The sequence below is a fragment of the Porphyrobacter sp. CACIAM 03H1 genome, assembly GCF_002215495.1.
Lineage (GTDB): Bacteria > Pseudomonadota > Alphaproteobacteria > Sphingomonadales > Sphingomonadaceae > Erythrobacter.
The window spans coordinates 2,071,810-2,094,025 of sequence record NZ_CP021378.1 but is presented as its reverse complement, the minus strand read 5'-3'; the positions used below and the strand labels follow the sequence as shown (position 1 = coordinate 2,094,025).

Annotated in this window: 19 protein-coding genes and 1 tRNA gene; 14 read left to right on the top strand and 6 right to left on the bottom strand. The window is 68.4% G+C overall.

The window, feature by feature from the left end:
- Positions 1–42: 42 nt before the first annotated feature.
- The 6 genes from CBR61_RS09970 to CBR61_RS09945 all read left to right on the top strand — a co-directional run bounded on the left by CBR61_RS09970 (position 43) and on the right by CBR61_RS09945 (position 6,620).
- The gene (locus tag CBR61_RS09970; RefSeq protein ID WP_088914215.1) at positions 43–1,194 is read left to right on the top strand and encodes an alpha-hydroxy acid oxidase; all 1,152 of its coding nucleotides are present in this window, start codon (positions 43–45) and stop codon (positions 1,192–1,194) included.
- Between the two features lie 71 nt (positions 1,195–1,265).
- The gene (locus CBR61_RS09965) at positions 1,266–1,727 is read left to right on the top strand and encodes a hypothetical protein (RefSeq protein ID WP_088914214.1); all 462 of its coding nucleotides are present in this window, start codon (positions 1,266–1,268) and stop codon (positions 1,725–1,727) included.
- A 192-nt stretch (positions 1,728–1,919) separates the two neighbouring features.
- Positions 1,920–3,608: a 2-isopropylmalate synthase gene (leuA, locus tag CBR61_RS09960; protein WP_088914213.1), complete on the top strand. Its 1,689-nt coding sequence runs from the start codon at positions 1,920–1,922 to the stop codon at positions 3,606–3,608.
- Between the two features lie 69 nt (positions 3,609–3,677).
- Positions 3,678–4,463 carry a DUF2189 domain-containing protein gene (locus CBR61_RS09955; protein WP_088914212.1) on the top strand — a complete coding sequence of 262 codons (786 nt, stop codon included), beginning with the start codon at positions 3,678–3,680 and terminating at the stop codon, positions 4,461–4,463.
- A 15-nt stretch (positions 4,464–4,478) separates the two neighbouring features.
- Positions 4,479–5,525, top strand: coding sequence for an amidohydrolase family protein (locus tag CBR61_RS09950; protein ID WP_088914211.1), 1,047 nt, complete (start codon positions 4,479–4,481; stop codon positions 5,523–5,525).
- A 90-nt stretch (positions 5,526–5,615) separates the two neighbouring features.
- Positions 5,616–6,620 carry an NAD(P)H-dependent flavin oxidoreductase gene (locus CBR61_RS09945; protein WP_088914210.1) on the top strand — a complete coding sequence of 335 codons (1,005 nt, stop codon included), beginning with the start codon at positions 5,616–5,618 and terminating at the stop codon, positions 6,618–6,620.
- Positions 6,621–6,623: 3 nt separating this feature from the next.
- Here CBR61_RS09945 and CBR61_RS09940 read toward each other — a convergent pair whose 3' ends face one another.
- The 3 genes from CBR61_RS09940 to CBR61_RS09930 form a co-directional block, all read right to left on the bottom strand.
- Positions 6,624–7,142: an AHH domain-containing protein gene (locus tag CBR61_RS09940; RefSeq protein ID WP_088914209.1), complete on the bottom strand. Its 519-nt coding sequence runs from the start codon at positions 7,140–7,142 to the stop codon at positions 6,624–6,626.
- Position 7,143: 1 nt separating this feature from the next.
- The gene (locus CBR61_RS09935; protein ID WP_157696558.1) at positions 7,144–7,809 is read right to left on the bottom strand and encodes a hypothetical protein; all 666 of its coding nucleotides are present in this window, start codon (positions 7,807–7,809) and stop codon (positions 7,144–7,146) included.
- A 232-nt stretch (positions 7,810–8,041) separates the two neighbouring features.
- Positions 8,042–8,530 carry a flavodoxin family protein gene (locus tag CBR61_RS09930; RefSeq protein WP_088915566.1) on the bottom strand — a complete coding sequence of 163 codons (489 nt, stop codon included), beginning with the start codon at positions 8,528–8,530 and terminating at the stop codon, positions 8,042–8,044.
- Between the two features lie 95 nt (positions 8,531–8,625).
- On the opposite strand from CBR61_RS09930, the gene recJ reads away from it, so the two are divergent.
- The 8 genes from recJ to phoB all read left to right on the top strand — a co-directional run bounded on the left by recJ (position 8,626) and on the right by phoB (position 17,058).
- Positions 8,626–10,428, top strand: coding sequence for a single-stranded-DNA-specific exonuclease RecJ (gene recJ, locus CBR61_RS09925; protein ID WP_088914207.1), 1,803 nt, complete (start codon positions 8,626–8,628; stop codon positions 10,426–10,428).
- 105 nt (positions 10,429–10,533) lie between these two features.
- Positions 10,534–10,608: transfer RNA gene (locus CBR61_RS09920), tRNA-Glu, on the top strand.
- A gap of 116 nt (positions 10,609–10,724) precedes the next feature.
- Positions 10,725–11,990 carry a sensor histidine kinase gene (locus CBR61_RS09915; protein WP_088914206.1) on the top strand — a complete coding sequence of 422 codons (1,266 nt, stop codon included), beginning with the start codon at positions 10,725–10,727 and terminating at the stop codon, positions 11,988–11,990.
- 127 nt (positions 11,991–12,117) lie between these two features.
- Complete coding sequence (gene pstC / locus CBR61_RS09910) at positions 12,118–13,503, top strand: phosphate ABC transporter permease subunit PstC (RefSeq protein ID WP_088914205.1); 1,386 nt, start codon at positions 12,118–12,120, stop codon at positions 13,501–13,503.
- Positions 13,500–14,789: a phosphate ABC transporter permease PstA gene (pstA, locus tag CBR61_RS09905; protein WP_088914204.1), complete on the top strand. Its 1,290-nt coding sequence runs from the start codon at positions 13,500–13,502 to the stop codon at positions 14,787–14,789. Before pstC ends, pstA begins: the two co-directional genes overlap by 4 nt.
- Before the next feature lie 17 nt (positions 14,790–14,806).
- The gene (gene pstB / locus CBR61_RS09900; protein WP_088915565.1) at positions 14,807–15,574 is read left to right on the top strand and encodes a phosphate ABC transporter ATP-binding protein PstB; all 768 of its coding nucleotides are present in this window, start codon (positions 14,807–14,809) and stop codon (positions 15,572–15,574) included.
- A complete protein-coding gene (gene phoU, locus CBR61_RS09895) occupies positions 15,574–16,242 on the top strand; it encodes a phosphate signaling complex protein PhoU (RefSeq protein WP_172835944.1) in 669 nt (222 codons plus the stop codon). The genes pstB and phoU overlap by 1 nt, the downstream gene beginning before the upstream one ends.
- Before the next feature lie 126 nt (positions 16,243–16,368).
- Positions 16,369–17,058 carry a phosphate regulon transcriptional regulator PhoB gene (phoB, locus tag CBR61_RS09890; RefSeq protein ID WP_088914203.1) on the top strand — a complete coding sequence of 230 codons (690 nt, stop codon included), beginning with the start codon at positions 16,369–16,371 and terminating at the stop codon, positions 17,056–17,058.
- A 3-nt stretch (positions 17,059–17,061) separates the two neighbouring features.
- Here the strand turns inward: phoB and CBR61_RS09885 are convergent, their stop codons facing one another.
- The 3 genes from CBR61_RS09885 to CBR61_RS09875 are packed head-to-tail and all read right to left on the bottom strand — an operon-like array spanning position 17,062 to position 22,216.
- Positions 17,062–17,949, bottom strand: coding sequence for an alpha/beta hydrolase family protein (locus CBR61_RS09885; protein WP_088914202.1), 888 nt, complete (start codon positions 17,947–17,949; stop codon positions 17,062–17,064).
- A gap of 60 nt (positions 17,950–18,009) precedes the next feature.
- A complete protein-coding gene (locus CBR61_RS09880) occupies positions 18,010–18,729 on the bottom strand; it encodes an extensin family protein (protein ID WP_088914201.1) in 720 nt (239 codons plus the stop codon).
- Between the two features lie 10 nt (positions 18,730–18,739).
- Positions 18,740–22,216: an error-prone DNA polymerase gene (locus CBR61_RS09875; protein ID WP_088914200.1), complete on the bottom strand. Its 3,477-nt coding sequence runs from the start codon at positions 22,214–22,216 to the stop codon at positions 18,740–18,742.

Here is a 22,216-nt window from a genome sequence, read left to right as displayed (position 1 = left end):
ATGTTCGACTTGCCGAAGCGGCTGCTTCAAGACTGCCCTCAGATGCGCCTTGCCGACTGCCACAACATCGACGATTTCCGGAAGCTCGCGCGCGCGCGGCTGCCCTTTCCCGTGTTCGACTACATCGACGGAGCGGCGGACGACGAGCTGACCAAGGCGCGCAACACCGCCGCCTTCGCGGGGGTCGATCTGGTGCCCGACGTGCTGGCGGGGGTCGAGACGATCGACACCTCCTGCACCATCCTCGGTCGAAGGTCAGCGCTGCCCCTGATGCTCTCGCCCACCGCCGTCCAGCGCGCCTTCCACTGGCAGGGGGAGACGGCGGTGGCGAAGGCGGCGGAGAGGTTCGGCCTGTGGTTCGGCATCTCCAGCCTCGCCACGCGCAGCATCGAGGAAATCGCCGCGCTCACCAGCGGACCCAAGCTGTTCCAGCTCTACGTCCACAAGGACAAGGGGCTGAACGCGAGCATGATCCAGCGTTGCCAGGCGGCGCAGTTCGACGCGCTGGCGCTGACGGTCGACACCATCGTCTCGGGCAAGCGCGAGCGGTGCCTGCGCAGCGGCTTCACCACCCCGCCGCGCTTCACCCCACGCGCGGTGTGGAGCTATGCGACCCGGCCCAAGTGGACGCTCGACTACGTGCTACGCGAGAAGTTCCGCCTGCCCAATCTCGACACCCACGTCGCCGAGGGCACCGGCAAGGCGGTGAGCATCGCCGAATATTTCAACACCATGCTCGACACCGCGATGGACTGGGATACCGCCGCCAAGATCCGGCAGGACTGGGGCGGCACCTTCGTCCTGAAAGGCGTGATGAGCGCGGGCGACGCGCGCCGGGCTGTGGAGATCGGCGCCGATGCGATCATGATCTCGAACCACGGCGGGCGGCAACTTGACGGGAGCCGCGCCCCCTTCGACCAGCTACCAGAGATCGTCGATGCGGTCGGCGGACGGATCGAGATCATTTGCGATGGTGGCATCCGGCGCGGCACCCATGTCCTGAAGGCGTTATGCAGCGGGGCGACGGCGGCATCGGGCGGGCGGCTCTATCTCTATGCGCTCGCAGCGGCAGGGCAGGACGGGGTCGAGCGCGCGCTCGGCATCCTCAGGGACGAAATCGAGCGGGGCATGCGGCTGATGGGGGTGACGCGGCTCGAACAGCTGACGTCCGACCGCATCCGCAGGCGCAACTAAAGCGCGCCTTGTCATAATCCGGTAACGCAAGGCGCGCTTTTGCGTGCGCACGCCAATCCGGGGACCGATCCATGACCACTGCCGCGCGCGCCCTCGCCTTCGCCCTACCCGCCCTCTGCCTCACTCTCGCCGCCTGCGGCAGCGAACCCGCGCAGTCCGGCAACGATGCCGAAAGCTTCGCCGCGCGCATCGGCGCAGGCGAGGCGACGCCGGTCGCGACGCCTGCGCCTGCCGCAACCGCCACACCCCAGATCGCCGAGCCGCTTCCCGGCGCCGCCCCCGGACCTTTCGCGCGCGGGACGCTGACCGATCCGGCCTCCAGGACCTGTGGGGCGCCGCTGATGGGGCCCTTCATCGGAAAGCTCGCCGACCAGGCGACCCGCGCCGAGATCGCCAGGCTGCTCGGTCGCACCGACAACCTGCGTTTCGTCGCCTATGGCAGCGGGGGCTTCGTCAACCCCGATCCCACCAATCCGCGCCTGTCGATCATGCTCGATGCGCAGAACATCATCCGCGATGCGCGCTGCGGCTGAAATCGGGGCCATTCCCGGCTTGCGCACCGCGCAATAATCGGCAATGAGAGCCCCCATGACGGGACACGGACTTTCGCTGCTTCGACTTATGCGCCCTTGGGCGTAGGCAGCCGCGCGCGAGGAACGCGGGCGGCCCGCTCCCAAGGGTAACCCGCAGCTTCCCCCCTTCCTTCTCGCGACGAGCCACATTTCATGCCCATGCTCAAAGAGCCTTCCGCCAAGTATCGCCCGTTCGGGCAGATCGACCTGCCGAACCGCCAGTGGCCCTCAAAGCTGATCGAGCGCGCGCCGCGCTGGCTCTCGACCGACCTGCGCGACGGCAACCAGTCCATCATCGATCCCATGGACGCGGTGAAGAAGCGCCGCTTCTTCGACCTGCTGGTCGAGATCGGCCTCAAGGAAATCGAGATCGGATTCCCCAGCGCAGGCGCGACCGAGTTCGACTTCATCTCCGGCCTCGTGCAGTCGGATGCCATCCCCGATGACGTGATCGTGCAGGTCCTCACGCAAAGCCGCGAGGACCTGATCCGCACCTCCTTCGCCAGCCTCGAAGGCGCGAGGGCGGCGATCGTCCACCTCTACAACGCCGTCAGCCCTGCCTGGCGCGACATCGTCTTCCGCATGAGCCGTGAGGAAGTGAAGGCCATCGCCGTCGCCGGCGCGAAGGTGATGCGCGACGAGGCCGCACGCTATCCAGGCACCGACTGGCACTTCCAGTATTCGCCGGAGACCTTCTCCACCGCCGAACTCGATTTCTCGATCGAGGTCTGCGCGGCGGTGATGGAAGTGCTCCAGCCCAACCCCGAACACCCGATCATCCTCAACCTGCCCGCCACGGTCGAGGCAGCGACGCCCAATATTTACGCCGACCAGATCGAGTATTTCGCCCGCCACCTGCCGAACCGCGATAGCGCGGTGATCTCGCTCCACACCCACAACGACCGCGGCACCGGCGTGGCGGCGGCGGAGCTGGGCCTGATGGCGGGCGCCGACCGCGTGGAAGGCTGCCTGTTCGGCAATGGCGAGCGCACCGGCAATTGCTGCCTCGTGACGATGGCGCTGAACCTCTACACGCAAGGGGTTGATCCGAAACTGGACTTCTCGGACATCGATCGGGTGATCGAGACGGTCACCTATTGCAACGACCTCCCCGTCCATCAGCGCCACCCCTATGGCGGGGAACTGGTCTACACCGCCTTCAGCGGCAGCCACCAGGACGCGATCAAGAAGGGCTTCGAGGCGCGCGAGACGCAGAACGACGAGCTCTGGCGCGTGCCCTACCTGCCCATCGATCCGGCCGATCTCGGGCGCTCTTACGAAGCGGTGATCCGGGTCAATTCGCAATCTGGCAAGGGCGGCTTTGCCTGGGTGCTGGAGAAGGACCAGGGGCTGAAACTCCCCAAGAAGATGCAGGCCGATTTCTCGAAGCACGTCCAGCGCATGGCCGACGAACTGGGCCGCGAACTGAACGCCGCCGACATCTGGGACGCCTTCCGCCGCGCCTACCACGTCAAGATCCACCCCAAGCACTTCCAGCTGGTGCGTTACGAGGAAAGCCGCGCCGCCGACGGCACGCGAATCTTCGCCGGGACCATCGCGGTCGACGGGCAGGAGCGCAGCGTCTCCGGGCGCGGCAACGGCCTCATCTCGAGCGTCATGGGCACCCTGCGCGAGGCCTTCGGCGTGGAGCTCGAAGTCGTCGACTACACCGAACACGCGCTCGGCGCAGGCACGGATGCGCGGGCGGCGGCCTATCTCGAATGCCGCGATCCCCAAGGGCGGACCATCTGGGGCTGCGGCATCGACGAGGACATCGCAACGGCCAGCGTGCGCGCGGTGCTCTCGGCGGCGAACACGGCTGTGGCTTCCGCCCCCGCCTGAGCCCGGCCGCCCCTTGCGCAGGCCCCGATTTGCGCGCAGGTTCGCCTCCGAGGGAGGGAGAGCCCACGCATGCAAACGCAAACCACCGGTCTTGCCGTGCCGCCGACCCCGCCGACCCCGAAGGTCGCGGACGATCTCGCCTGGAGCGATCTGGCGGCTGCCCTTGCCGCAGGCTGGCGCGACTTTGTCGCCATGCCGCGCTTCGGGCTGTTCTTCGGAGGGGTATATGTGCTCGCCGGTCTCGCGATCGGCTGGGCGACGATCGCCGGCGGCAATCTTACCTGGCTGATCCCCGCCATCGCCGGCTTCCCGCTGGTCGCCCCTTTCATCGCGGTCGGGCTCTACGAGGCAAGCCGCCGCCGTGCGGCGGGCGAGGCGCTCACGTGGCGTGCGGTGCTCGGCGCCCTCAAGGGCCACGGCGACGACCAGATCCTCTCGATGGGGGTGATCGTCTTCGTCGCCTTCTCCTTCTGGATGATCGTCGCGCACGCGATCTTCGCGGTGTTCGTCGGCGAGAGCGGGATGGGGCGCGATCCGCTCGCGGCGCTGCTCACGCCCTCGGGCCTGACGATGCTGGCGGTGGGAAGCGCGGTCGGCGGGGCGATGGCCTTCGCCTTCTACGCCATGACCGTCATCAGCCTGCCGCTGCTGGTCGACCGCAGGCACGACTTCCTCACCGCGATCATCGCCAGCCTTTCGGCGGTGCGCCGCAACTTCCCGGTGATGCTCGGCTGGGCCGCGCTGATCGCGGCGCTCCTGTTCGTGGCAATGCTGCCCGGCTTTCTCGGCCTGATGGTGGCGCTGCCGGTGCTGGGCCACGCGACCTGGCACCTCTATGCACGAACAGTTGACTAGAAAGAGACCGGACGAATGACCGAAGCGATCATCGAACCCGAACTGCCGATCATCGACCCCCACCACCACCTATGGGACTTGAGGCCGATGCTGCCGATGTTCCCGGCGCCGCACCACCATTTCATCGCCGCGCTGGTCGACAATGCCCACTACACCTTCGACCAGCTCCACGCGCATATTGCCGGCAGCGGGCACAACATCGTCGGCACGATCTTCATGGAATGCGGCGCCTTCTACAACGGGGCCTATGGCGAGGCGCTGAAGCCGGTCGGCGAGGTCGAATACGTGAACGGCGTCGCGGCGCAATCGGCGAGCGGGCTCTATGGCCCGGCGCGCTACTGCGCCGCAATCGTGGGCCATGCCAACCTTATGCTGGGGAGCGGCGCGGGCGAGGTGCTCGATGCGCTCGCCGCCGCCGCGCCCGGACGGTTCCGGGGCATCCGCCATGCCGCCGCCTGGGATGCCGATCCCGAGGTCCTTGGCCCGCCGTTCCACCATCCCGAAGGCCTCTATCGCGACACCACCTTCCGCGAGGGCTTCGCCGAGCTCGGCAAGCGCGGCCTCACCTTCGATGCCTGGCTGCTCGAACCGCAGCTGCCCGACCTGATCGACCTCGCCCGCGCCTTCCCCGATCAGCCGATCTGCCTCGACCACTGCGGCACGCCGCTGGGGGTGGCCGCCTACAAGGGCAAGCTGCACGAACGCTTCGACACCTGGCGCCATAACATTAAGGAACTCGCCCGTTGCGAGAACGTGGTGGTCAAGCTCGGTGGCCTCGCCATGGCGTTCTGCGCCCTGCCCGAGGATGGCCCCGCCGCCGGCCACGGCTCGGAACATCTCGCGGCGCTGTGGCGACCCTATGTCGAAACCTGCATCGAGGCCTTCGGCCCGTCGCGCGCGATGTTCGAAAGCAATTACCCGGTCGATTACTGGGGCGCGGATTACGCGGTGCTGTGGAACGCCTTCAAGCGCCTCACCCGCAGCGCCAGCCCCGAGGAGAAGGCGGCGCTGTTCGCGGGCACCGCCGCGCGCTTCTACGGGATCGAAGACCTGCTCGGTTGACGCTGCGTCACCATCAAAATCACGCTTGGCAGGTCCGGAACCGGCGCTAGAGACGCGGGTTGATCGCAAAAGCGTTTTGAGGAGAAACCGATGCCCCTTCCCGCCCCCTTCGATCGCCTGCGCCTGCCGCTGATCGGATCGCCGCTGTTCATCGTCTCCGGCCCCGAACTGGTAATCGCGCAGTGCAAGGCGGGGATCATCGGCAGCTTCCCTGCCCTGAACGCGCGGCCGCAGTCGCAGCTCGACGAGTGGCTCCACCAGATCACCGAGGAGCTCGCCGCCCACAACCGCGCGCACCCCGACCGTCCGGCCGCGCCCTACGCCGTCAACCAGATCGTCCACAAGACCAACGACCGCATCGAGGCCGACATGGCGACCTGCGAGAAGTGGCAAGTTCCGATGGTCATCACCTCGCTCGGCGCGCGAGAGGAGGTCTATCAGGCGGTGAAGAACTGGGGCGGGATCACGATGCACGACGTGATCAACAACCGCTTCGCGCAGAAGGCGATCGAGAAGGGTGCGACCGGCCTCATCCCCGTGGCGGCCGGCGCCGGCGGGCACGCGGGCGCGCTCTCGCCCTTCGCGCTGATGCAGGAAATCCGCGAGTGGTTCGACGGCCTCGTCGCCCTGTCGGGCTCGGTTGCGCACGGGGCGACGATCCTCGCCGCCCAGGCCCTGCGCGCCGACTTCGCCTATGCCGGCAGCGCCTTCATCGCCACCAAGGAGGCGAACGCGACCGAGGGTTACAAGAACGGCATCGTCGAAGGCTCCTCGGAAGGGATCGTCTACACCAACCTCTTCACCGGGGTGCACGGCAACTATCTGCGCTCGTCGATCGAGGCGGCCGGGCTCGATCCCGACAACCTGCCCGAGAGCGATCCCAGCAAGATGAACTTCGGCAGCGGCGGCAACACCAAGGCCAAGGCGTGGAAGGACATCTGGGGTTCGGGCCAGGGGATCGGCACGATCAAGGAAGTGGGCACCGTCGAAGACCTCGTCGCCCGGCTCGAGCGCGAATATCACGCCGCCAAGGCGCAACTGCTCGCCAATTCGGGCTATTCATCGTGGGGCGCGATGGCGGAGGCCGCCGAATAGCGCCTATTCGGCCGCCCAGAGCAGCTCGGCCATCGCATCGAGCTCGGTGAAGTCGAAGCCGGTGCCGAGCGGGTCCTTGCGGTTGAGCACGACCCGCCGGCGCTGCGCCGGCAATTGCCGCCGGAGCGCCGATTGCAGCAGGTGCAGGCGCATCAGCGCCTCGACCAGCGCCGCTTCCTCGTTCGCCCCGCGCGCCGCCGACCAGCGCGACTCGATCCGGCCGACGCGGGCGATCACCACCTCGTTGTAGCGCCGGTGCGGCCCGCGGTGGAGCGGCATCCCGCTGCGCATCGCCGCCGCCTCGCTCGCCGGAAGCAGCAGGCCGTTGCGGCGGAAGTCGTCGAAGCCGACCCGCGAGCGGCCGACCTCGCCGAACATCCGGCCGAAGCAGCGCTGCGAAAGGAGCTGGCGGGGCAGCAGGTGATGGCGCTGGAGGCCGGGGTCGTATCCCGCCGCGCCCGGCGCATTGACCGAGCGGAAGGCGATGATCGCATGGCTGGCGGCGTGATCCCGGCGCCCCATCTCATTCCCGCCAGACGCTGATCACCCCGCGGCTGCGTGAGGGGCGCAGGACGAGGCGCGTGCCGTCGGGTGCGATGATGCGGTCGTCCTCGGCCGGCGCGCCGGTGATGACGAGGTGGTTGACCAGCCTGATGCCAAGCCGGGTGGCGGCAATCCGGTCGGCGCTGAGCGGGGGTTCGATGCGCAGTTCCTGCCCGATCCAGAAGCCGAGGCCGATACTCTCGAGCGCTCCATCGGGTGCCTCGACGAAGGCGGTGAGCCCGAGCGCCGGGAAAGGCCCGCCGTCGAGCCAGGCGCTGACGACGGATTCGAAGAATCGCGGGCCGATCGCGGTGCCGGCGGGGCCCCAGACAATGGCGATGCAATCCTCGAATTGGCGGACGAGGTCGCAGGCGACGGCTAGCAGCCCGCGCATCACCGGCTGGCTGTTGCCACCTGCCGCGAGATGCGGACCGGGGCGCAGCACCACGGCCTCACACGCCTCGGACACGGGCATGGCAGGCAGGTCGAAGCGGTGGGCAAGATCGGGGAAAGGCGCGGCTCGTCCGGGAACAAGGCCGCTGAGATCGAAGGTCAATCCGTCGCGCAGCAGCTCGATCCAGTGGAGCTGACCGGGCCACAGCGCCTCGGGATGGGGGGAATCGCCGGGCACAGGGTCGTGGCTCACGCTGAGCGAGGGCAGCCGTTCGGCACAGGCCCTGATGGCATGGCGATCGGGCCGCTTGCCGAGGGCAAACAGCAGGTGCAGCTCGGCATCCCTAGCGCGCTGCGACTGTGAAATTGGCCAGCCCCCCTCCGTAAGTCGCGCAGTTGTCGACAAAAAAGCTGTCCACATTTGGCGCGTTTGCTGCAAATCGTCGAGTCCCCAAACGGCACACCCGTGCCGTTTCGGAGCAATCTCAGAACAGCCCGAGCCGCAGACCTTCCACCAGCGCCGCGCCGGTGTCGCGTGCCTGAACAAGGGCCGATCCGGGCACCTGCTTGGGCGCGGCGATCGCCTCGGGCGTCTGGGCCGCAAGATTGACGATCATCGGCTCCGCCACCCGCCGCAGCCGCCAGCCCGTCGCGATCCGGTCGATCTGGCGCTGGGCGCCCTCCCCGTCCGATCCGGCGGCGATGATCGTGGCATAGGGGCGCCCCTCGATCCGGCCGAGCACGGGATAATAGGCGCGGTCGAACATTTCCTTCATCATCCCGCTCATGCTTGCGAGATTCTCGGGACAGCAGAACAGATAGCCCTGCGCGGCCAGCAGCATGTCGGGCGTGGCCTCTGCTGCCGCCACCAGCCAGCCCGCCTCCCCCGCCCCGTCCGCCGCCGCCCGCGCCAGCGCCGCACTGGCGCCGGTGCGGCTGTGCCAGACGATCAGCAGGCGGGGTTCGGCGGTCATGGTGCTCATGGGAGAGAAGGCTGCCGCGCAGGGCTGTCGATTGTCAACGCCGCGCATCTGTATGGCGCGGAGCCTTTGCGCTATCGCACCTCGCGATGGCCTCCCGCTCGCTTCCCTCCATGCCCGGTCTTGCGCCGGTGCTCGGCGTTGCCGCCTCACTCTCGGGCAAGGCATGGCGCTGGCGCGGCGGGAACATGGAGCTGGGCGACGGGGTGCATGGCCTCGACCATTCGATCCTCGACCAGCTGCTGCTGACCCGCGGCGTCGCAGAGGACGATCTCGCCCGCCACGCCCAGCCAACGCTGCGCGCTTTCCTCCCCGATCCATCGACCTTCCGCGACATGGACGCCGCCGCCGAGCGCCTCGCGGCCGCGGTGATGACGGGTGAGCGGGTGACGATCTACGGCGATTACGACGTCGACGGCGCGACCAGTGCTGCGCTGTTGATCGAGCTGCTGCGCCAGCTGGGTCTCGAGGCGGGCTACTACATCCCCGACCGGCTGCTGGAGGGCTACGGCCCCTCCGGAGAGGCGCTGGTCAGGCTCGCCGAGGCCGGATCTCAGCTGATCGTCACGGTCGATTGCGGGGCGATGGCGCACGAGGCGCTCGGGATGGCGCGCGATGCGGGGGTGGACGTGATCGTGGTCGATCACCACAAGTGCGCGCCCGACCTTCCCCCCGCCGCGGCGTTTGTCAATCCCAACCGTCTCGACGAAAGCGACCTCGGCGCAGCCCACGGCCACCTTGCGGCGGTTGGTGTCGCCTTCCTGCTCGGCGTGGCCTTGGTGCGCACCCTGCGCGGGCGCGGCTGGTTCGCGGGCGGGCGCGCCGAGCCCGACCTGATGGGCCTGCTGGACCTCGTAGCCCTAGGCACGGTCGCCGATGTCGCCGCGCTCCACGGCCTCAACCGCGCCTTCGTGGCGCAAGGGCTGAAGGTGCTCGCCCGCCGCGGGCGGATCGGCATGGCGGCGCTGATGGACGCAAGCCGCCTCGCCCGTGCGCCGCAATGCAGCGACCTCGGCTTTGCGCTCGGCCCCCGGATCAACGCGGGCGGGCGGATCGGCGAATCGACCCTCGGCGTGCGCCTGCTCACCACCGCCGACCCGGAGGAAGCCCGCGCCATCGCCGCCCAGCTCTCGCAGCTGAACGAGGAACGCCGTGCGATCGAGGCCGAGGTGCAGGAAGCGGCCGAGGCGCAGCTCGCAGGCCAGCACAACATGGCGGTGCAGGTGCTCAGCGGGCATGGCTGGCACCCCGGGGTGATCGGGATCGTCGCGGGACGGATCAAGGAGAAGACCGGGAAGCCCGCGGTCGTGATCGCGCTCGACGAGGCGCAGGGCAAGGGCTCGGGCCGCTCGATCAGCGGCGTCGATCTCGGTGCTGCGATCATCGCCGCGCGCGAGGCCGGGCTGCTGGTCGCGGGCGGCGGGCACGCGATGGCGGCGGGGCTGACGATCGACCCGGCGCGGCTTGCGGACTTCGCGGGCTTTCTCGACGAGCGCCTCGCGCGCGATGTCGAACGCGCCCGTGCCGGGGCGGCGATGCTGCTCGACCTCGCGCTGGCGCCCGGCGGCCTCACCCCCGATCTGGTCGAGACGCTGGAGGCGGCCGGCCCCTACGGCGTCGGCTGGCCCGCGCCGCGCGTCGCAGTCGGGTCGGTCCGGATCGTCAAGGCGGACATCGTCGGCAAGGATCATGTCCGGATCGTCGCCAGCGGCAATGACGGCAAGAGCTTCAAGGCGATCGCTTTCCGCGCCGCCGAGACCGAAATGGGCCAGACCCTGCTCCACCGCCACCAGGGCCGCCGCTTCCATCTCGCCGGCCGCGCGCGGATCGACGACTGGGGCAGCCGACCGGCTGCGGAATTGCAGCTGGAAGACGCCGCTTTCGCCGATTGAGCGGGGGCTTTTGCACCGGCTGCCACGCCCGTGCGAATTTTTGCGCAAGTCGGGGGTTGACCGTCTCGAAGCGCCCCCCTAAAGGCGCGCTTCCGCACCGGACGTGGCCCGTTCGTCTAGCGGTTAGGACGCGGCCCTTTCACGGCTGAAACACGGGTTCGATTCCCGTACGGGTCACCACTCTTCCGGAAGCGGACAAGCGGGCGGCAGGCTTCGGCCTCGCCGCCCTTTTTCGTGGCACCCCGGCACCGCTCGGCGCTTCCCACCGGGGCTGCCAGCCTGTAAGGCGCTTGGCCATGGGCAGCGGCCAGAACATTCCCATCGCCGGCATCAGCCTTGCGGCGGTGACCTTCGTGGCGCTGCTGATGCTGGGAACCGACGTCGTCATCGCGCTTGCCGTGCTGACGGTGTGGGTGGGATCGCTGCTCGTTGCCGCAGGACGCCCGCCCGAGCCGCCCAAGGCCAAGGTCAAGCAGCGCCTCACGCTCGAATCGATCCGCGACCTGATCGAGAACTCCTCGATTCCGCTCGTCATCACCGAGCGCAACACCATCGCGCTCGCCAACCGCGCGGCGCGCAGGATGCTGGGGCCGCACATCATCGGCCAGGACGCGCGCGTCGCGCTGCGCCAGCCCGAGGCGATCAGCCTGCTCGGCGAGAACCGCCAGAGCGAGGCGATCGTGCGCGGGCTCGTCCGGCGCGGCGACATCTGGCAGATCAGCCGCCAGAGAATCGACGATCGGCTGGCGATGCTCGAATTCATCAACCAGACCGCAGAGGCCGACATCAGCCGCGCGCACACCGATTTCGTCGCCAATGCCAGCCACGAGCTGCGCACCCCGCTCGCCGCGATCATCGGCTATGTCGAGACGCTTCAGGAAGGCGACGGCGACATCGACACGCCGACCGCGCGCAAGTTCCTCGGCATCATCGAGCGCGAGGCGCAGCGGCTCCAGGCGCTGGTCAGCGATCTCATGAGCCTCAGCCGGGTCGAGGCGGAGAAGCACGATCTGCCCACCACACGGATCGACCTCGCCCCGCTCGTCGAGCGTGCGGCGCGCGATGCGGCAGGGCCGCAGCGGATCGAGCGGCTGAAGCTCGATCTCGCCGCCGAGCCGCTGGTGCTGGGCGATCTCCAGCAGCTCGAACAGGTGGTGCGCAACCTCGTCGACAACGCCCTGAAATACGGCGCGGCCAATGCGCCGGTGCACGTCACGCTCGATCTGGCGCAGGGTGATCTGGCGCGCATCGCGGTGCAGGACGAGGGCGAAGGCATAGCGCCCGAGCAGATCCCGCACCTCACGCGGCGCTTCTACCGCACCGACCCGGGCCGCAGCCGCGCCTCCGGCGGCACGGGCCTCGGCCTCGCGATCGTCAAGCACATCGTCGAGCGGCACCGCGGGCGGCTCGACATCACCAGCGAGCTCGGCAAGGGCACGCGCGTGGTGGTGCGGATTCCGCTCGCGGAACGCGATCCGCCCGAGGCGGTGCCGCTCGCCGAAAGCGACAATGCAGCAGGCGACAGCGACCCCCGCGCACCCCAAACGCAACAAGTGTCATAAACGTGTCTTATTTCTTCAACATGGCGCGCCCATGGCGTGAAGGCTGGCTTCGCGCAGCCCGTGCCGTGGCTTTCTCACTCGGCCCGACGCCCGACGCGCACCTCCGGCAGGAACCACAGGTCTGAACATGTCGCCGATCACGCTGATCCTGATTGCTCTCGGCCTCGGCCTGCTCGGCTGGCTGGCGGGGCGTGCCAAGGCGTGGAGCTTCCAGACGGGCGATGCAGCAACGCGGCCCGCCTCGCGCCCGATCTACCACGCCTGGTATGTCGCCCTGTGGGTGGTGATGCCGGTGCTCGGCTTCGTCGTCGCCTGGAGCGTGATCGCGCCGCAGTTGGTGCTGCAATCGGTGCTCGCCTCGCCCGCGGCCGAAAGCCTGCCAGCCTTCGGATTCGAGCGGGACGCCTTCCTCGGCGAGGCGCGCGCGGTGGCGCTGGGCCAGGCGCCCGGGGTCTTCAACGACGAGGCCGAGGCGCTGATCGCGCCCTTCCGCGATGCCTTCGCCCATTACAACACCATCGGCATCATCGTGACCGTGCTGATCGCCATTGCCGGCGGCGCGCTCGCCTTCCTTCGCCTCAGGCCGCAGTTCGGCGCCCGCACCCGGGTCGAACGCACGGTGATGATGATTCTCCTCGTCGCCTCGCTGGTGGCGATCCTCACGACCTTCGGCATCTTCGCGAGCCTGGTGTTCGAGACGGTGCGCTTCTTCGGCATGGTATCGCCGGTCGATTTCCTGTTCGGGACCAAGTGGGGCCCGGACACGATGACGAGCGCCAGTTCGGTCGATCCCTCGCGCTACGGCGCGGTGCCGCTGTTCTGGGGTACGATCTTCATCGGCGCGATCATCGCCATGATTGTGGCGATCCCGCTCGGGCTGATGAGCGCGATCTACCTCACCCAGTATGCCGACCCACGGGTGCGCACCTGGATCAAGCCGCTGCTGGAACTGCTCGCGGGCGTGCCGACGGTCGTCTACGGCTATTTCGCCGCCCTCACCCTCGCCCCGATGATCCGCGATGCGGCGGTCGCGGTGGGCATCACCAGCGCCTCGACCGAGAGCGCGCTTGCAGCGGGGATCGTGATGGGGGTGATGATCATTCCCTTCGTCTCCTCAATGGCGGACGACTCGATGGCCGCCGTGCCGGGCGCGATGCGTGACGGGAGCCTCGCGATGGGCGCGACCCGCTCAGAGACGATCCGCCGCGTGCTGTTCCCGGCAGCCCTGCCCGGCATCGTCGCCGGGATCATGCTCGCGGTCAGCCGCGCGATCGGCGAGACGATGATCGTCGTCATGGCCGCCTCGCCCGCCGCCAATCTCACCGCCAATCCGCTGGAACCGATGTCGACCGTCACCGTGCAGATCGTCAAGCTGCTGACCGGCGAGCAGAGCACCGATCACCCGGCGACGCTCAGCGCCTATGCGCTCGGCTTCGTGCTGTTCATGGTGACGCTTGCGCTCAACTTCATCGCCCTGCGCGTGGTCAAGCGTTTCCGGGAGGCCTACGAATGAGCAGCATTCCCATGTCCGAAACCGCGCCCGCGCCCGCCGCGCAGCCGCTCGGCCCGACCCGCACGCCCGCCTTCGAGCAGCGTCTCGCGAAGCGTTACCGTGCCGAGCGCAATTTCAAGCGCCTCGGCCTTGGCGCGGTGGTGTTCTCGGTCGCGGTGCTGGTATTCCTGCTCGGCAACATGCTGATGAACGGCATCGGCGGCTTCCAGCGCGCCGAACTCGAGGTTACGATCGATTTCCCGGCGAGCGGCATCACCGGCGATGCCACGTCGCTGACCGCGCCAAGCGCCAGCCAGACCCTCGAGATGCAGGGCCTGCCGGACGTCGTGACCTTCTTCGCCGAGGAGCAGGTCGGCAAGGACGCCGCGGCCCAGATCTCGCCCGAGGCCTGGCGCGATGTCGCCGCGGCGCTGGCGGAGGATCCCGAACTCGTCGGCAGGACCGCGACCTTCAACCTGCCCGTCTCCTCGGCGCTCGCCGCCGGTCTCCAGGCCGAAGGCCCGGCCGAGACGCAGGCGCTGGCGGACAGGCTCGCCGCCGAAGGCAAGCTCGCGCGCAATTGGGACTGGGGCTTCCTCGCCCGCTCGGATGCCACCTCGCCGCAATCGGTCGGCATCTGGGGGGCGCTCAAGGGCTCGATGCTGACCATGCTGGTGACGCTGGTGCTGGCCGTCCCGATCGGCGTGCTCTCGGCGCTCTATCTGGAGGAATACGCCCCCCGCAACCGCTGGACCGACATAATCGAGGTGTCGATCAGCAACCTTGCCGCGGTGCCCTCGATCATCTTCGGCCTGCTCGGGCTGGCGGTGTTCCTCGCGCTGTTCCCCAACCTGCGCTCGGCCCCGCTGATCGGCGGGATGACGCTGGCGCTGATGACCATGCCGGTGATCGTCATTTCCGGGCGCAACGCGATCAAGGCGGTGCCCCCGTCGATCCGCGACGGCGCGCTCGCCATCGGCGCATCGCCGGTGCAGGTGGTGTTCCACCATGTCCTGCCGCTCGCCCTGCCGGGGATGCTGACCGGCACCATTATCGGCATGGCCCGCGCCCTGGGCGAGACCGCGCCGCTGCTCCTCATCGGGATGCGCATCTTCGTGGCCACCCCGCCCGAAGGCTTCGCCTCCCCCGCCACCGTTCTGCCGATGCAGATCTTCCTGTGGTCCGACGAGATCGACCGCGGCTTTGTCGAGCGCACCAGTGCGGCTATCATCGTGCTGCTCGCGTTCCTGCTGACCATGAACGGCGTCGCAATCTACCTCCGCAACAAGTTCGAGAAACGCTGGTGACAGTCATCCATCCCAACATGACCGACGAAAGCGCGAAGATCCGCGCGCGCGATGTCTGCGTCTTCTATGGCGAGAAGAAAGCCATCGACGAGGTGTCGATCGACATCTCGCCCGATTACGTCACCGCCTTCATCGGCCCTTCGGGCTGCGGGAAGTCGACCTTCCTGCGGTGCTTCAACCGGATGAACGACACCATCGGCGCGGCCAGGGTGACGGGGCTGATCGAACTCGACGGGGAGGACATCCACGGCAGCCGCATGGACGTGGTCCAGCTGCGCGCCCGGGTGGGCATGGTGTTCCAGAAACCCAACCCCTTCCCCAAGTCGATCTACGAGAACATCGCCTACGGGCCCAAGATCCACGGGCTGGCCGAGAAGAAGGCCGATCTCGACGTGATCGTCGAACGCTCGCTGACCCGCGCAGGGCTGTGGGACGAGGTCAAGGACCGGCTCGACGATTCGGGGACGGCGCTTTCGGGCGGCCAGCAGCAGCGTCTGTGCATCGCCCGCGCCATCGCGGTCGATCCCGAGGTGATCCTGATGGACGAGCCGGCCTCGGCGCTGGACCCGATCGCCACCGCCAAGATCGAGGAGCTGATCGACGAGCTCTCCGGCCGCTACGCGATCGTGATCGTCACCCACTCGATGCAGCAGGCCGCGCGTGTCAGCCAGCGCACCGCATTCTTTCACCTCGGCAAGATGGTCGAGTATGGTCCAACCTCGGAAATCTTCACCAATCCCATCGAGGAACGGACGAAAGATTATATTACAGGACGTTACGGCTGATGGCTGAGCATACCGTCAAGGCATTCGACGAAGACATCACCCGCCTGCGCGGGCTGATCGCGGAAATGGGTGGCATCGCCGAGGTCGCCATCGCGGAGAGCTTGGACGCGCTGGTGCGCGGCGACGAAGCGCTGGCCGAACAGGTCGTCGCCCGCGACAAGCGCATGGATGCGCTCGAAATGGAGGTCGACAAGCTCGCGGTGCGGATCATCGCCCTGCGCGCGCCGATGGCGGACGACCTGCGCGAGGTGATCGCGGCATTGAAGATCGCCGGCGTGCTCGAGCGGATCGGCGACTATTCGAAGAACATCGCCAAGCGCACCGGCATGATCGACGGCCGCGCCCGGTTCGAACCGCTGACCCTGCTTCCGACAATGGGCGAACTCGCCGGCGAGATGGTCCACGACGTGCTCACCGCCTATGCCGCCCGCGACCCCGATCTCGCGCGCGAAGTGATCGCCACCGATGCGAAGGTCGACGGGTTCTACAACTCGATCTTCCGCAATCTCGTGAGCTACATGGTCGAGAATCCTTCGACCATTTCGAGCGCGGCACAGCTGCTTTTCGTGGCCCGCAACATCGAGCGGATCGGCGACCATGCCACCAACGTCGCCGAGATGGTGCACTTCGCCGCAACCGGCGTCTATCCTCCTGAGGGCGATCGCTGAGGCGCCGGGCTTGTCACTGTCCTGTTGAAAATTTGCCATGTGCGTTTTCATCAAATTGTCGCGCAAGTGAAACATAGGCTTCGGTGACGCGCGCTCCAGGGGGAGCCGCAAGGAGGCATCATCCGTATGTCCGCTGCCAAACTGCTGCTGGTTGAAGACGATCCGGCGCTCTCCGAACTGCTCGAATACCGCTTCCAGAACGAAGGCTACGCCGTGCGCTGCACCGGCGACGGTGACGAGGCGCTGGTGCTCGCGGCGGAGGAAGTGCCCGATCTGATCATTCTCGACTGGATGATCGAGGGCACCAGCGGGATCGAGGTATGCCGCCGGTTGCGCCGCGACAAGGACACCGCCCACGTCCCTATCATCATGCTCACCGCGCGCGAGGCCGAGGACGACCGCGTCAGGGGCCTTGAGACCGGGGCGGACGATTACCTGACAAAGCCCTTCTCTCCCCGTGAGCTGCTGGCCCGCGTAGCCGCCGTGATGCGCCGCATCCGTCCCGCGCTCGCCGGCGAGACCATCGAGGTGGGCGATTTGCGGCTCGATCCGGTCGCCCACAAGGTCCAGCGCCGCGGCCGTGCGCTGCAACTGGGGCCGACGGAATACCGGCTGCTCAAGTTCTTCATGGAAAGCCCGGGTCGGGTGTTCAGCCGCGGCCAGCTGCTCGACGGGGTATGGGGCACCGGCTCCGACATCGAGCTGCGCACGGTCGACGTCCACATCCGCCGGTTGCGCAAGGCGATCACGGTCGAAGGCGCGAAGGACCCGATCCGCACGGTGCGCTCGGCCGGCTACGCGCTCGAGGCGAGCTGACCGCTATCGGGCTTTCGCCTCCAGGCCGTCGAGCCACCGGATGACCTGTGCGGCGAGATCGATGCGCCGGTCCGACCAGCTGTGGTCCGTCGCCGCGTGATAGGTGGTGATCCGCGTCCCGCCATTCTGGCGCACAACGGCGACCAGCGCATCGGTCTGCGGGGCAAGGCCGTCATCCGAGCTCAGCACCAGCAGCGGTTTGCGCGCAAGGCCGGGCGCTGCGCTCAGGAAATTGAACGCCGCACGGCTTGTGTCGAGCTCCTCGGCCATGCGCTCCGGGCTGGTCCCGGCCAGTGCTTCGGCGTTTGTGCGCGCCATATTGAGGATACCCTCGCGGTCGAGGCCGCGCACCACGCCCATGTTGGCCGCGGAGATCAGGCCCACCCCGATCAACCCCTCATCGGCGCCGCCCACCAGCGTGGTGACCCAGCCCCCCATCGAGTGCCCCATGATCACGAGCCGGGCCCGATCGACGCCAAGCCGCGCCGCATTGGCGGGATCCCGCAGGAAGGCGAGCACGGCCCTTGCATCCTCGGGGTTCTGGGCGAAGCGGAACGCGCCCGGGCTGCCCCAGGCACCGCGATAGTTGAAGGTGACCGCGTTCCAACCCGCGCGCCGCACCGCCTGGGCGAGGTCGAGGTTCTTCTCGTTGCCGGGCCAACCATGGCAGATCACCACCGTCGGATGTGGCCCTCTGCCGGCGGCGAGATAGGCGACACCGTTGATCTCCACCCCGCCGCTCGGGATGTGCAGCACCTCCATGCGTGCCGGGTTCGCCGCATCGTGAGGCGGATCGGTGTAGATCGCGGCCGGTATGTCGCGTGGCGGCGCGGCCTGTGTCGGCTGCGCCAGCGCCGCGGCCGCAATGAGCAGCATGCTCCTCGTGATCATGGATCGTCTCCCCCTTTTGCGCGAAGGTAGTGGGACGGGCGGGCCGTGTGCAAGGATGTTCTAACGACACACCCCGCTCCAGCGCCCGTCCTGATCGAGATGGAAGTGATCCGCATGGGCCGCGTTGTAATCGGGCGAGAGCACTGTGGCGAAGCTCTTGCAGGCGCCGTCGCGCACCTCTCGCAGGAAGCGGGCTTCGGTGCCTTCCCCGTCCCAGTCGCCGAGCACGCTGATCCGCCGGCCGTCCTCCAGCACGAAGCCGGCGATGTCGATGGCGTTGCCGGTCGCGTGTTCGCTCCAGCGACCCTCGCTCGCGCCATACATCCGGCGGCAGGAGAAGGCGCCAAGGTGCTCTATCCGGGCAATGTCGCTGCCGAGGATCCGGCGCGCGGCAGGCGCCACCGAATCGCGCCGCCACAGTTCGAGGGCGATGGCGACAGGGCAGGTCACCGGCGGCGTGTCGGGGCTGAGCGGGTAGTCGCCGAGGCGGGTGCGGTCGGGCCGGGCGCACTCCCCCTCCCCCGCCGCATCGAGCGCGGTGAAGACGATGTCGCTGCGCGCCAGCACCGCCCGGCACGCGCCGACGTCCTCCTTCAGCCGGGCCAGCTTGGTGCGCGTCGCCCAGCCCGGCGGGTCGCGCAGGTCGAGCGGAGCCCAAGGGTTGTGCTGGGGGTGGTTCTGGAGCCACTGCCAGCCCGCGATCGCCAGCAGCAGCGGCACAAGGGCGAACAGGGCGCGGCGGGCGGCGCGGAAATGGGGGTTGGGCGCGGCGGGTGGCATCTGCCGGACCCTAGTGGAAGTCGCGCGACTTGGGCAAAATCCTGTGATCGCGCGGGTGGCCGGTCACGTTGGGCCGTGGCGCAAGTTCGTCGATCAGATCGCGAGGGAGCGGCGGGCCGCGTTCGGGCATGGGGCGGTTGACCTCGTCGGCCCGGGCTAGAGGTGCCTCGAGCAGGTCGTCCGACAGGGCGTGGAGCCGCGCTGTCGCATCGGTCATGTGGGCGGCGATGACGTGGATCACCTCGTCGTCGTACTCGACCCGGCCCCGCACCTCCATCAGCCGCGCGCCCATCACCACCTTGCGCTGCTTCTCCTTGAGGTCGGGCCAGACGACGAGGTTGATGACGCCGGTCTCGTCCTCGAGGGTGATGAAGGTGACGCCCTTGGCGCTGCCCGGTCGCTGGCGGATCAGCACCACGCCGGCGACCTGCACCATGGAACGGAACTTGCGGGCGCGCAGGTCGCAGGCTCGCACGAAGCCGCGCTGGGCGAGGTCGGCGCGCAGGAAGGCCATCGGGTGCGCCTTCAGGCTGAGGCGGGTGGTCTGGTAATCGGCCACCACCTCCTCGGAGAGCGGCATGGCGGGAAGCGCGATCCGTGCCCGTTCCGCCCCCTCCTCGCGCACCCCGGCGGCGCGGAACAGCGGCAGGTCGGGCGCGGGGATGAGGCTGCGGGCGTCCCACAGGGCCTGCCTGCGGGTGAGGCCCAGCGAGGTGAAGGCATCGGCGCTGGCGAGCCGCTCGATATGCGCCGGCGAGAGGCCCGCGCGCGCCCGCAGGTCGGCGACGTCGCGGTAAGGCCCCCCGGCCTCGCGCGCCGAGACGAGCGTAGCGGCGACGTGTTCGGGCAGGCCGTCGATCTGCCGGAGGCCGAGGCGCAGAGCCCCGCCCTCCAGGGTGCAGTCCCACAGGCTCGCGTTCACATCGACCGGCAGCACCGCCACCCCGTGCTCCCGCGCATCCCGCACGATCTGCGCCGGGGCATAGAAGCCCATCGGCTGCGAATTGAGCAGCGCGCAGGCGAAGGCCGCCGGGTAGTGGCACTTGAGCCAGCTCGAGACATAGACCAGCTGCGCGAAGCTCGCCGCGTGGCTCTCCGGAAAACCGTATTCGCCGAAGCCCCTGATCTGGTTGAAGCACCTTTGCGCGAAGTCGCGGTCATATCCGCGCGCGACCATGCGTTCGACCATCATGTCCTGGAGCTCGTCGACCATCCCCCGGCTGCGGAAGGTCGCCATCGCCTTGCGCAGCCGGTTGGCCTCGAGGCTGGAGAACTTCGCCGCGTCGAGGGCGATCTTCATCGCCTGTTCCTGGAAGATCGGGACGCCCAATGTGCGGCCGAGGATGCTGGTGAGCTCGTCGGGCGGCCCGTGCTCGGGCGCAGGAGCGGGGATGCGGACGGGCTCGGCCCCGCGGCGGCGTTTCAGGTAGGGGTGCACCATGTCGCCCTGGATCGGCCCGGGGCGCACGATCGCGACCTGGATCACGAGATCGTAGAATTCCCTCGGGCGCAGGCGCGGCAGCATGTTCATCTGTGCCCGGCTCTCGACCTGAAAGACGCCGAGCGAATCCCCCCTGCGCAGCATGGCGTAGGTCTCGGGGTCCTCGCGCGGGACCGTGGCCAGCGTGAGCGGGCGGTCGTGGTGATCGGCGAGCAGGTCGAGGCACTTGCGGATGCAGGTCAGCATCCCCAGCGCCAGCACATCGACCTTGAGGATGCCCAATGCGTCGATGTCGTCCTTGTCCCATTCGATGAAGGAGCGTTCGGGCATGGCGCCATTGCCGATCGGCACGGTCTCGGTCAGCGCGCCCTCGGTGAGGATGAAGCCGCCGACATGCTGGCCGAGATGGCGGGGCATCCCGATCATCTGCTCGGTGAGCTTGAGCACCCGGCGCAGGTGCGGATCGGTCACGTCGAGCCCGGTTTCGGCGGCGTGCTTCTCGCTGATCTCGCGCCCCCACCCGCCCCACACGGTCCGCGCAAGCGCGGAGGTGACGTCCTCGGAGAGGCCCATCGCCTTGCCCACCTCGCGGATCGCCATGCGCGGACGGTAGTGGATGACGGTGGCGCACAGCCCGGCGCGGTGGCGGCCGTATTTGCGGTAGATGTACTGGATCACCTCCTCGCGCCGTTCGTGCTCGAAATCGACGTCGATATCGGGCGGCTCTTTGCGCTCCTCGGAGATGAAGCGGTCGAACAGGAGCTGGTGCTTGGCCGGATCGACGCTGGTGATGCCGAGGACGTAACACACCGCCGAGTTGGCGGCGGAGCCCCGCCCTTGGCACAGGATCGGCGGCTCCTGCCCGCGCGCGAAGTCGACGATGTCCTTGATGGTGAGGAAGTAGCGGGCGAGATCGAGCGTGGCGATCAGGGCGAGCTCGCGCTCTAGCGTCTGGCGCACGGAGTCGGGCACGCCCGACGGGTAGCGCCGCCCTGCCCCCTTCCAGACCTCGCTCTCAAGGAAGGCCTGCGGGGTCTGCCCGTCGGGATAGATCTCCTCGGGATATTCGTAGCGCAGCTCGTCGAGACTGAACCGGCAGCGATCGGCGACCTCACGGGCGGCGCGGATCGCGTGGGGCCAGCGGGCGAAGAGGCGCTGCATCTGCTCCGGCGACTTCAGGTGCCGCTCGGCATTGGGGTGGAGCAGGTGGCCGGCCGTCGCGACGGTGGTCTTGTGCCGGATCGCGGTCATCACATCCTGCAGCGCGCGGCGTTCGGGAGCGTGGTAATGGACGTCGTTGGTGGCAAGCAGCATCAGGCCGTTTGCGCGGGCGAGGCTGTCGAGATGCTCGATCCGCGCGATGTCGTCGCCGCGGTAGAGGTAGGCGGCGGCGAGGTGGCGCAGGGTGGGGAGTTGGCGGACGAGGTGGGGGAGGAGGTCGGGGAATGGCAATTCCCTCTCGTCATCCCGGCGCAGGCCGGGATCGCTGTCGGCAGGCGGTCCCGGATCAAGCCCGGGACGACGGAAGGGAATGACGTTGCTCGGCACCTGAATCGTGAACACCGCCTCCTGATCGTCCGGCGGGAGCAGAATCAGCTGCACGCCCTCGCTATGTGCTGCCAGCATCGCAAGGTCGATCTCGCACACGCCCTTGTCCTGCCACCCGCCGGTGAGTGTCTGCATCCGGCCGGCGCTGATAAGACGGCAGAGCCGGCCATAGGCGGCGCGGTCCTCGGGGTAGGCGAGGAAGGCGAGGCCCTCGACCGTCTCGATCCGGCAGCCGATCACCGGGCGCAGCTTGAGCGTCTTCGCCTCGGTATGGATGCGCACCACCCCGGCCATCGAATTGACGTCGGCAATCCCCAGCGCGTCATAACCCGCGGCGTGCGCTGCCAGCACCAGGTCGACCGCATCGGAAGCCCCGCGCAGGAAGCTGAAGCAGCTGACGAGGCCCAGTTCGACGAAAGGCGCGCGTTCGGGCGGCGCGATGTCGGCCGGGTCGATGGCGAGCGTGCGCTTGTCGGGGGTGAGCGGGGCGTCGGGCAT